Consider the following 13,075-nt stretch of genomic DNA (forward strand, 5'->3'; position numbering starts at 1 on the left):
GGTGCTGCTGCCGGTCAACATCCCGGGGGCGGCGTGGACCGCCGTGCAGGGACTCAATGACGCCGGCACCCTAGTCGGCAGCTTTGCCAATCCCGGCGAGAGCGGCGGCCATGGCTTTGTGGTCACGGGAGTCATTCCCCCCTTATCCGACGCGGACGGCGACGGGTTGCCGGATGGGTGGGAGAGCGCCAATGGCTTGAGCCCCACCAGTGCGGCCTGCCCGGACGGAGCGGACTGTGACTTTGACGGGGACACCTACCCCAACGTGGCGGAGTACCTGGCGGGTACGGGGCCGACCGATGGGGGCAGCGTGCCGCAAAGCGCGATCACGGGCTTCAGCTACACGCTCTTTGACTATCCCGGGGCGAGTTACACCGAGGCCCTGGACATCAACAATGCCGGGCAGGTGGTGGGGGCGTACACCGATGCCAGCGGCGGCCATGGCTTTGTGCGGGACGGCACGGGCTACACCGCGCTCGACTGTGCAGGGGCGACTTCGACCTATGTGGCGGGGCTGAACAATGTCGGCCAGATTGTGGGCGGCTATCAGGACGCCGGCGGCGGGCAGCATGGCTTTGTGCGCAGTCTGAGCGGCGGGGGCTGCACGGCGATCGATGTGCCGGGGGCGCTGGGGACCGAGGCGCGGGGGATCACGGATACAGGCCAGATCGTCGGCAACTACTACACGGGGACGCAATCAGGCGGCTTTCTGCTGGCGGGCGGGGCGTTCACGCTCATCAATGTGCCGGGGGCGCAATACACGCAGCTCCAGGGCATCAACGAAGCGGGCCGGATCATCGGGCTGTACTCGGACGGCGTGCAGCAGTACGGGTTTGTATGGACCGGCGGGGTCATCACCCGGCTGCCGGCGATCCCGGGGGCGACCTACACCGGCGCCACCGCGCTCAACGATAGCAATCAGTACGCGGGGTACTACGGGGATGCGAGCGGGCAGCACGGCTATCTGCTCGATGGCGCGGTGCTGCTGCCGGTCAACATCCCGGGGGCGGCGTGGACCGCCGTGCAGGGACTCAATGACGCCGGCACCCTAGTCGGCAGCTTTGCCAATCCCGGCGAGAGCGGCGGCCATGGCTTTGTGGTCACGCCGGACGCGGACGGGGATGGAATGCCGGATAGCTGGGAAGTGCAGTATGGCTTGGACCCAAATGACCCGGCCGATGCCGCACAAGATCCGGACGGCGATCTGTTTTCGAACCTGCAGGAGTATCAGTGCGGGAGTAACCCTCTAGACCCGGCGAGTGTGTGCCCACCAGCCGACACCGACGGTGATGGCTTGCCGGATGGCTGGGAGGTTCAGTATGGGCTGAATCCACTCTCGCCTGACTCAGACGGAGATGGCACTCCGGATGGCCAGGAGGACCCCGATGGGGATGCCTTTACAAATCTAGAGGAGTATCAAGGCGGCAGCGACCCTCTGGATCCGTCGAGCACCCCGGTGGTCCTTCGCGCGGGTGGTCTTGATCCCACGTTTGGTACAGGCGGGAAGGTTGTCACCGACTTTGGCCTAGGGGATGATAGGGTCTATGCCCTTGCCATACAGAGCAACGGCAAAATCGTCGTCGCCGGATGTTCCAATTGCTCAGCAGCGCCTGACTTTGCCGTAGCCCGCTATAACCCAGACGGTAGCTTGGACAGCAGTTTTGGTGTCGGAGGAAAGGTAACAACTGATTTTGGTGCGACCAACGACTACGCCTATGCTATTAGCCCCCAGGCTGATGGCAAGCTGGTGGTTGCGGGATCCTCGGCTGATGTAATTGCCCTAGCCCGCTACAACCCTGATGGCAGCTTGGATACCAGCTTTGGCACCTCCGGAAAGGTGCTAACGAGTATAGGGCCGTACGGGATTGGTTATGCACGCGATCTTGCAATTCAGGCTGATGGAAAGATAGTGGCTGCAGGATCGACGAATATGGGGGGCGGTCCTGGCATGGAGAGTTATGCATTTGCGGCGGTACGTTACAACCCTGATGGAAGTGTGGATGCTGGGTTTGGAGCCTCCGGGAAGGTGATAACCTCCTTTGGTGGATTTGTTGCACAGGCATTTACCGTAGACCTTGAGACGGGCGGCAAGATCGTCCTGATGGGGACGGCCTGTCAAATGATCACTCTTCCAGGAGGTGTAGCCCTAGCCCGATATAACCCGGATGGAAGCCTAGACTCGACGTTCGGATCCAATGGCACAGTTACCGGTGTCGGTCCAGGCATCTGGTGCACCGGCGGCGATGGGACAATCCAGACCGACGGTAAGATTGTGGTAGCGGTTACAAGCTTCAACAATTATGACTTTGATTTTACGCTGGCCCGCTATACGTCTGACGGTAGCCTTGACGCCCCGTTCGGGACTGGCGGGATAGTAACAACTCAATTTAGCGCTAGTGGAGATGTTCCCTACGGAATAGCACTTCAACAAGATGGGAAGATCGTTGCAGCTGGGTACCAGAATAACGGGGCGACCTTTGCCCTTGCTCGGTATAGCTCCAATGGAACGTTAGACAACAGTTTTGGTTCTGGGGGAACGGTGACCACCGAGTTTGCCCTGGAGGCCATCGCCACTGATCTGGCAATTCAAGCCGATGGTAGGCTGGTCGCGGCTGGCTATTCCTGGGATGGGAGTAACTATTCATTCGCTTTGGCCCGGTATTTCGGTGCGGGAAGCAGTGGAGGTGATAGCGATGAAGATGGCCTGAGCGATGCGGATGAAACCAATCTTTATGGCACTGATCCGAACAACCCTGATACCGATAGTGGTGGTGTCTGGGATGGAGACGAGGTTCGGGCCGGAACCAACCCGCTGTATGCCGGCGATGACGATCGCGATCGGGATGGCCTGACCAATGATCAAGAAACAACTGCGGGAACAAATCCGGCTCTCGCCGATACCGACGGCGACGGCGCGGGGGACGGATTTGAGATTGCCCTCGTAACCGATCCGTTGAACCCCTTGAGCCTACCTCCCGGCTGGCGGACCCAGTCGTCCCTCCCCGGACCTAACTTTGACGACGGCTTTGGGTGGGTGGTACGGAGCATCGCGGATCTTGACGGCGACGGTGTGCGGGACATCGCGGTGGGCGCCCCTCAGACCGGGACCGCATTTCCAGGCTTCACCGGACCCGGTGCCGTGTATCTCTACTCCGGCCAGACCCGTGCGCTGATTCGGATGATCCCCAACCCGAATGGGACCGAGTCATCAATCTTTGGGTGGTATCTGGTCGAGGCCGGTGATGTCAACGGAGATGGGATCTCCGACCTGTTGGTTGGGGCCCCATTCACGGGGTCGACCTATGCCTTCGACGCCCCGGGACGGGCGTATCTCATTTCAGGGGCGGATGGTTCGGTGATCCGGTGGTTTGACGGAGAAGGGGCGTCGGACGTCTTCGGCTGGTGCTTGGCGAACGTGGGAGACATCAACGGGGACGGGATTCCCGACCAGTTGGTCGGCGGAAGAGGAACCTATACTCCCGGCGGCTACGCGGGCTACGTCAAGCTCTTCTCTGGAGCGGATGGCGCCTTGCTCGGGCGAGTGGAGGACCCGGACGGCCCCAGCTTTGGCGGCACGTTTGGCAACGGGCACATCTTCGGCAACGCGGTCTCTGAGGCCGGGGATATCAATCTGGACGGAATTCCCGATTTCATGGTTGGGGCTGCCTTTGCCTCGCCAGGAGGCCGGACCAATGCCGGGAGCGTGTTTGTTTTCTCCGGTCGGGCTGATCTCGGGTTCCCGCTGCTGTATCGGTTCGACGGCGAGCAGCCGAACGATGTCCTCGGCGCGTGTTGCGGGGCGGTGGATTCGCTCCCGGATCTGAACGCCGACGGCTATCCCGAGCTGATGGCTGCTGCAGGAGCGGCCAACCCCAATGGGAAACTTGATGCCGGGAGTGTGTACGTTTGGTCCGGCCGAGACGGCGCACTGCTCTATCGCCTTGATGGAGAAAACCCGGAGGACTTCTTCGGGACCAACAACTGCGGGTGTGGGCCGCTGACCAAGGTCCCTGATCTCGACGGGGATGGAGTCCAGGACCTCCTGATCGGCGCACCGCTCCTGACCGTGGGCGGCGTTCGTGACGTTGGGCGCGTCTACCTCTATTCCGGGCGAACCGGGACCTTGATCCAGACGATCCAGAACCCGGACCCGGTGAACCTCCGCATGTTCGGCAACTCGATCGACAATCTCGGAGATCTGGATGGCGATGGGAAGGTGGAGATTCTGATCGGCGCCCCAACCCTGACGTTCGATTTCCAGTTGGCCATGATCGAGACCAATCATGCCGTCGGGATGGAGGGATACGGTGCGGTCTTTGTGATGACGTTGTCGGCGGCCAACCAGCCGCCGATCGCCAACGCAGGGTCCGATCAGACCATCGAACTTTCATCACCCGACGGTGCCGCCGTCACGCTCGATGGAAGCGCCTCCAGCGACCCCGACGGCGATGCCATCACCACCTACACGTGGACCACGCCGTTCGGAACTGTGAGTGGGCCGAGTCCGTTCCTTGATCTGGTGGGTCTCCCGTTGGGGACCTATGACGTTACGTTGACCGTGACCGATGCGCGCGGGGCGACTTCGGCTCCGGATCAAGTCACGGTGATTGTCCAAGACACCACGCCGCCCACGCTCAGCAACGTGTCGCCGAATCTGGTGGTGGAGGCGACCTCGGCGGCGGGGGCCGTGGTGACCTACTCGCTGCCCACGGCCACGGATGCCGTAGATCCCGCGCCGACAGTGTCCTGCATCCCTCCTTCGGGCAGCACCTTCCCCTTGGACGTCACGACCGTCACCTGTACGGCGACCGACTTCTCGATCAACGGAACTCAATCGTCCTTTACTGTGGCCGTGCAGGACACGACTCCGCCAGCGCTCACGTGTTCGAGTGATCTCGTGGCGGAGGCCACGTCGGCTTCAGGGGCGGTGGTCACATTCCCTCCATGTGCCGCCTCCGATACCGTCGACCCAGCCCCGGTAATCGGCTGCTCGCCGCCCTCGGGTAGTACATTCCCCCTGGGGACGACGACGGTGACCTGCACGGCCACCGACTTCTCTGGCAATAGCGGCCAAGCGTCCTTCTCGGTCACGGTGCAAGACACCACGCCGCCCACGATCACCGTCATCCAAAGTCCGCCGCCCAACGGCAATGGCTGGAACAACACCGATGTCACGATCACGTACACGGTGACCGATGCCTCGGTGACGGCCTGTGTCCCGCCCTCGCCGATCATCGTGACCGCCGAAGGCGCCGGCCAGGCCGTCACCATCACCTGCACCGATACGTCAAACAACCAAACGACCGTGAGCCACACGGTCAATATCGACAAGACGTTGCCCACCCTTACGTTCGGACCGGTCACGCCCGCGCCGAACGCGGCGGGATGGAATACCAGCGACGTGACCATTGCCTTTACTACGGCAGATACCTTGTCGGGGGTGGACCCCACCAGTCCGACGAGCCCCCTGCTGTTCACGACCGATGGCGCTGGGTTGACTCAGACCGTGACGGTCACGGACCGCGCCGGCAACGGTGCGACCTTTACCTCCCCGGTGGTGAACCGCGACACGCTTGCGCCGACCGGGTCGATCGCCATCAACGGCGGTGCGGCGTGGACCAACACCAGGAACGTCACCCTGACATTGACCTGCACCGATGCCACGAGCGGCTGCAGTCAGATGCAGTTCAGCAATAACAACGTCACGTTCTCGCCCCTTGAGCCGTTCGCCACCACCCGGGCGTGGCAACTGTCCCCAGGCGAGGGCCAAAAGACCGTGTACGTCCGATACACCGATGTCGCAGGTCAGCTCTCGCCGAGCCTCTCGGACACGATCATGCTGGACACCACCCCCCCGAGCCTTACCGGGATCTCAGATTCGCCGGACCCCTTCCGGCCCGGCAATGGCGAGACCACCACGATTCGATTCACGCTCTCGGACAACTTGTCGGGAACCTGCACGGTCGAAGTGAGCATCCGGAATTCGTCCAACGTGCCGGTGAACACCCTCACGACCACGGCCGCCTGTCCGTCCAGTGGTGCGGCGGGATCCATTGTGTGGGACGGCCGCGACAGTTCAGGAGCGTTAGTGCCCGCGGGGCGGTATTCCTACCGCGTCCAGGGGATCGATCAGGCGCAGAACCGCTCTGGCGCACGAGGCGGCGACGTGCGGGTCCGGTAGGCGGAATGAGTAATGCGATGTGCTCCTTTTCATCCAGGGACTCTTGACCCAACCGGGGAGGGCTGAAATGTCAGGAAAAAGATCTGGAATCGCAGCTACGATTCAAGGACTTTGCCGGATGACGAAGCTCTCCCGGCCGAAGACCTTTCTGCCCGACCAGGTGAAGAACAAGAAGGCTGGTGGCGCCATGCCAATATTTCGGTGGTTTGCTTTTGGGATCGGAGTCCTCCTTCCGTCATTAGTACTTTTCCACGGCGAATCCCGCGCCCAAGTCGTTGAAGATTGGGTCGCCCGCTACAACGGGCCGGCAAACGGCGAGGATTATGTGGCCCGGAAAATCGTGGTTGATTCGTTGGGCAACAGCTACGTCACGGGCACGAGTTGGAGTGGGACCACGAATCAAATTGCCACCATCAAGTATGGCCCATCTGGGACCCAACTCTGGGTCGCGACATACAGCGGGGTGGGCGGTGCGAATGCGGCCTCTCTCGCGGTCGATAGCTCAGGCAATGTCTTTGTGACCGGTACGAGCAACGGGGACTATGTCACGCTGATGTATGACACCAACGGAAACCTGCAGTGGGCCACAACCTATGACGGCGGGGGTGTGGACCAAGTGAGCACCGTGGTGCCGGACGGATTCGGGAATGTCATTGTCACGGGCACGAGTTCCAACGGGACGAACAACGACTATCTGACGGTCAAGTACGATTCATTCGGCAATCAGCAGTGGGCGGTGCCGTATGATGGTGGCGGTGAGGATCAGGTCGGCACGCTTTTCGGCCTTCCGTATGGGCTTGCCGTGGACGGTCTCGGCAACGTCGTAGTTCACGGGACCAGTTTCAATGGGATTGATGATGACTTTGTGACGGTCAAATATGACCCCTCCGGCAATCAATTGTGGGCCCGACCGTATCACGATGGTGGGACGGAGCAGGGCACGGCGGTCGCTGTCGATGCATTGGGAAACGTCTATGTGACGGGCGCGGGTACTGGCGGCGTGGGGAGCGAGGATTACGTGACGGTCAAGTACGACGCCAGTGGCACGCTGCAGTGGGCCAACCGGTATGACAACGGAAGCTGGGACTACGGCCTCAACGTGGTCGTCGACAACACGGGCAATGTCTATGCCCATGGGGTGAGCTCGACTGGAACGGGTGGAGACTACGCCACGGTGAAATACGATGCCTCCGGAGTTCAGCAATGGGTCGCTCGATACGACAACGGGTTCGACGACGGCTCGTCGGCGATCGCCCTTGATAGCCTCGGCAACGTGTATGTCTCGTGCTCGAGTAGCAACGGATTTGACTATGACTATGCCACGGTGAAGTTTGACGGCTCAGGCGTTCAGCAGTGGGTCATACGGTATGACACCGGGCTTGAGGATGACGGGGTGGCCGTCGCGCTCTTTGAGGATGGGTTCGGCAATGTCAGCGTGTTCGCCACCGGGAGCAGCTCCAACGGAGCGAACTACGACTATGCCACCGTCAAGTACAGTCAGACGTCATTGGGCGTGTCGTATACGACGTCGCAGTTAACCGATGATACAGACAATCAAACGAGTCCCCAGATCAACGCCCAGGGGAAGGTGGTGTGGGTGAACGGCGTGGGGGATGTGGTGCTCTATGACGCGGGCACGGCGACAATTCTCGGTGCGAGCGCGGGGTTGCCACCACAGCTCAACGCCCAGGGGAAGGTCGTGTGGGTCAACAGCGCGGGACAGATCGTGCTCTATGACGGAGGTGCGACAACTATCCTGTGGACAGGCGCCGGCATATATGAACCACCCCAGATCAACGCGATAGGCCAGGTAGTTTGGTCGGATTGGGACGGGACTTCTGACTATGAGATCTATTTCTACGACGGAACGGCGACAACCCAATTGACGAATAACGCGCTGGACGATCATGCGCCGAAACTGAACGCTTCCGGGCAGCTTGTTTGGGTGTCGTTTGATGGAACAGACGAGGAAATTATGTTGTTCAACGGCAGTGGCACAGTCCCACTGACGGACAACGCACTGAACGATTCGACGCCTGAAATTAATGACGCCGGTAAGGTCGTCTGGGTGCAGGATGACGGAGCTGGCGGGGAAATTCTCCTGTATGACGGAGCCGGGACGCTGCAACTGACGAACAATGATTTCCCGGATTTCTATCCTCAAATCAATGCAGCAGGACAGGTTGTGTGGATCGGATTAAATGCGACTGGCCGGACGCTCGTGTACCTGTATGATGGAAGCACGACAATACATCTGACCGGCCCTGGGGGGCTCGACTATGAGCCGAAGATCAATTCCTCTGGCCAGGTCGTCTGGTCTTCCCAGACGTTCAGCAATTTTCACGTCGTCGTCTACGATGGCAATACCACCATCCAGCTGACGGACAACGCACTGGCGGCGCTTGCCGGGAACCCTCAGGTGGCGATCAACGACGCCGGAACCGTAGTGTGGGCGGGATTCGCCGGCACCGACTCCGAGATCTTTATGGCCACGCCAACCGTGAGCGGCCCGGTTGGTCCAGGTGATCTTGATGCTAGTTTTGGGATAAGTGGAATTGTAACTACGGACTTCGGTGGGTCCGACCATGCCACAGAGGTGCTCCTGCAGCCTGACGGAAAGGTGGTGGCAGTAGGCCACATTACGGGATTTGACTTCGCTCTCGCCCGCTACAACCCAAAGGGCAGCTTAGATACGACCTTTGGCTCGGCGGGCAAGGCGGTATTGGGGAATGTATTTCAGGCGAGTGCCGCCGTACTGCAGACAGACGGTAAAATTGTGGCAGCAGGATGGGGCTCAGGTTCTATTGGTGGCGGCCCCGATCTTGCCCTAGTGCGCTTTAACTCGAACGGAAGCCTAGATACGACATTTGGCGTACAAGGCATAGTAGTAACAGACATTGGATCAACAGGCAGTACAGCTCGGGCTCTAGTGGTGCAACCGGATGGTAAGCTCGTAGTGGCTGGCGATGCCAACGGTAACGTTGCATTGGTGCGGTATAACCAAGATGGCAGCCTTGATACCACGTTTGGAGCCCAGGGCATAGTGATTGCTGACGCGGGTATAGCGTTCTCCATAGTCCTACAGCCAGACGCGAAGCTGGTCGTGGCTGGATATAGATATACAAGTCCACTTAGTGGATCCGACGTTCTGCTCATTCGATTCCAATCCGATGGTAGCCTTGATACCACCTTCGGGCTGCAAGGTATGGTGATTACTGATATTGGAGGCGTTCACAATATAGCCACTGCACTGGCGTTGCAGCCAGACGGAAGACTTGTAGCGGCTGGAGGAATCTGGAATCCATCTAGCGCAGAATATGGTGGGCTGCTACTGAGGTATAACCAGGATGGGAGCCAAGATGCTACATTCGGTTCAGGTGGTGTGGTAATAGCTGGCGGAGTTGTTGGGCTGGCTTACGCCGTAGTTGTGCAGCCGAACGGTAGAATTGTGGGTGCCGGAACTACGACTGGTGGCACCGGCGACTTTGCAATAGTCCGGTATGACCAGGATGGTAGCCTGGATTCCACTTTCGGCTCGCAAGGTAAAGTGATTACTGACATAGGAGGTTCAGGGGATGCAGCGCAAGCCTTAGTATTACAGCCAGACGGCAAGATAATCGCGGCAGGATCTGGTTTAGGTCCGAGTCCTGATTTTGCCTTGGCGCGCTATCTTGGCGACTCGGTGACAATCAACAGCCCGCCGGTGGCCAACCCGCAATCAGTCTCAACCCCGGAAGACACCGCGCTCGCGATCACGCTGACCGGCAGCGACCCCGACGGCGACCCCCTCACGTTTGCCGTCTCGGGCGGTCCCTTAAATGGAGTGCTCTCGGGTATCGCGCCGAACCTCACCTACACGCCGACCGCCAACTACAACGGCCCCGATAGCTTCATGTTCGAGGTGAACGACGGCACGCTCACTTCGGCCCCGGCCACAGTCTCGATCACTGTCACGCCCATGAACGATCCACCGGTTCTGGCGGCGATCGGGAACAGCAGTGTGAACGAGGGGCAGCTCGTGCAGTTCACTGTATCGGCCACCGATGTCGATGGTAATCCTCTGACCTTCACGGCCACGGGTCTGCCCCCAGGAGCGACGTTTAATCCAGCCACGCAAAGCTTCAGCTATACGCCGGGCTTTGGAGTGTCTACATCGACCGCCAACAGCTTCTTCGATGTGTTCTTTGAAGTGAGCGATGGACAAGGCGGCACGGCTAGTGAGACCGTCCGGATCACGGTCGTCGACGTTCCACAACTGGTCTCGATTGAGGTGACTCCGGCCAACTCCGTCATCAACGTAGGCCAGACCCAGCAGTTCACGGCGACGGGGACCTTTGACGATGGCTCCACGCGGGTGTTGACCTCCGGGGGGACGGCCGGAACGTGGCAGCCCACGGGGTCGATGGGGACGGTGCGAACTACTCACACAGCGACCCTCCTACCTAATGGGAAAGTTTTGATCGCCGGGGGAGCCGGCCCTCTGGCCTCAGCGGAGTTGTATGATCCGGCCACAGGGATCTTTACTCCCACGGGTTCGATGGGGACGGGGCGATATGCGCACAAGGCGACCCTGTTGCCTAACGGGAAGGTCTTGATCACGGGGGGGAGACTGGATAATTCCGCCGGGAGTGAGCTGGCCTCAGCGGAGTTGTATGATCCGGCCACGGGCCTGTTTACTGCCACGGGGTCCATGGGATCGATCCGATCTGATCACACAGCGACCCTTCTGCCCAATGGGAAGGTCTTAATTACGGGGGGATCGTATTACATCTATTTCCATGCCACGGCGGAGGTGTATGATCCGGCCACAGGGGTGTTTACCCCAACGGGGTCGATGGTGGCGACCCGAGCTCATCACACGGCAACCCTCTTGCCCAATGGGACGGTCTTGATCACGGGGTGTTGTGGCTCTGCCACGGCGGAGGTGTATGATCCGGCCACGGGTATCTTTACCGCCACGGGGTCGATGGTGGCGGCCAGAGCTTATTGGCACACGGCGACCCTTCTGCCAAACGGGAACGTCCTGGTTGCCGGGGGGATGTATCCGCAGGACGATGGTACTGCCACGGCAGAGGTGTATGATCAGGCCATGGGGGTCTTTACACTCACGGGATCCATGGGGACGGGGCGAATGTATCACACAGCGACCCTCCTGCCCGACGGGGAAGTCTTGATTGCCGGTGGTCATAATATCGCTGTCACTCATGGTACGGCGGAGCTCTATCATTCAGTCACGGGAAACTTTAGCGCCACAGGGTCGATGGGGACAGGGCGAACGGCTCATACAGCAACCCTCCTCCCCAACGGGAAAGTTTTGGTGACAGGAGGGGGCACTGCCACGGCGGAGCTCTATGAGCTGCCTGCCTCTTCGGTTGTCTGGAACAGCAGCAACACCACTGTAGCCACACTTGACGCAAATGGTCTGGCCACCGGCCTCACGCCTGGCACCACGACGATCACGGCCACCTCGGGCAGCATCAGCGGGAGCACGACCCTCCGTGTGAATGCCCCGCCAGTGGCGAACGCGGGGTCGGATCAGGTGGTCGAGGCGTCTTCGGCATCCGGAGCCTCGGTGAACCTGGATGGCTCAGCCTCCAGCGATCCCGATGGCGATGCCCTCACGTGTACGTGGGAGCTGGGCGGGGCCGGCCCTGCTGCTTTGGGTTGTCAGGTCACGGTGACGATCCCCTTGGATAGCTTCACCGTGACGCTGACCGTGACCGATGCTTTTGGCGCCACGGCCACCGACACCGCTCAGATCACGGTGCAAGACACCACGCCGCCTACGATCACGGTCACTCAGAACCCTCCGCCCAACGGCAACGGCTGGAACAACACCGATGTCACTGTGAGCTTCACGGCCGCTGACGCGGTATCAGCCGCCACGTGTACTCCGGCGTCCGTCGCACTCACCACCGAGGGGGCCGGTCAGACAGTGAGTACCACCTGCACCGATGCCGCTGGTAATAGCGCAACCGCGAACCACACTGTGAATATCGACAAGACTGTCCCCACCGTCGCGTTCAGCGCCCTGACCCCCGCGCCCAATGCCGCGGGATGGAACAGCACCGACGTGACGATCGCGTTCACGGCGTCTGACGGCCTCTCGGGCCTCGACACGGTCAATCCGACCAGTCCGCTGTCGTTCACCGTAGACGGCTCAGGCCTCACCCAGAACGTCACGGTGACCGACCGCGCCGGCAACATTGCGACGGTGACGTCACCAGTCGTGAATCGCGATACGCTGGAGCCCTCCGGCTCGATCGTCATCGAGGGCGATCAAGCGTGGGTAGGCCGGAGGAACGTCACGTTGACGTTGACCTGCACGGATGGTACGAGCGGCTGCAGCCAGATGCAGTTCAGCAACGACAACGTGACCTTCACGGCCCTGGAAGCGTTCGCCACGAGCAAGGCCTGGACCCTTACCTCAAGCAATGGGCTCAAGACCGTGTACGTCCGCTATACGGATACGGCCGGCAATGTGTCGCCTAGTCTGTCGGACACGATCATGGTGGACGGCACGAATCCGGTGCTGAGCGGGGTGGCGGATTCTCCGGATCCGTTCCGGCCTAGCAGGGGGGAGACCACGACCATCGAGTTTACGCTCTCGGACAACTTGTCGGAAACCTGTTCCATTGAAATGAGGATCTTTTCGTCCTCCAACGTGCTCGTCAGAATCCTCACCAGTCCGGCATCCTGTCCCGCGGGTGGGGCCGTGGGGTCCCTGGTGTGGGATGGGCGCAACGGTGGAGGGGTGATCGTGCCGGACGACACCTACACGTACCGGATGCGAGGGACCGACAATGCCCAAAACGGGTCGAGCCTGGTGAGCGGGACGGTGAAGGTCAGGTAGCTGAGGTGATCTTGAAAGCAGTGTCCCGGCCCGCCTCACTG

General features: G+C 60.6%; 2 protein-coding genes. Both read left to right on the forward strand.

The window, feature by feature from the left end; translation table 11 throughout:
- The first annotated feature begins 43 nt into the window (after nt 1-43).
- The gene (locus AB1451_02850) at nt 44-6,181 is read left to right on the forward strand and encodes an HYR domain-containing protein (GenBank protein MEW6681846.1); all 6,138 of its coding nucleotides are present in this window, start codon (nt 44-46) and stop codon (nt 6,179-6,181) included.
- A gap of 118 nt (nt 6,182-6,299) precedes the next feature.
- Nucleotides 6,300-13,034: an Ig-like domain-containing protein gene (locus AB1451_02855; GenBank protein MEW6681847.1), complete on the forward strand. Its 6,735-nt coding sequence runs from the start codon at nt 6,300-6,302 to the stop codon at nt 13,032-13,034.
- Nucleotides 13,035-13,075 lie beyond the last annotated feature (41 nt).

It is taken from the genome of Nitrospirota bacterium (assembly GCA_040757335.1).
GTDB lineage: Bacteria > Nitrospirota > Nitrospiria > 2-01-FULL-66-17 > 2-01-FULL-66-17 > JBFLXB01.

Coding starts and splice junctions, on each gene's coding strand:
- AB1451_02855 (MEW6681847.1), top strand. CDS start 6,300: ATGACGAAGCTCTCCCGGCCGAAGACCTTTCTGCCCGACCAGGTGAAG.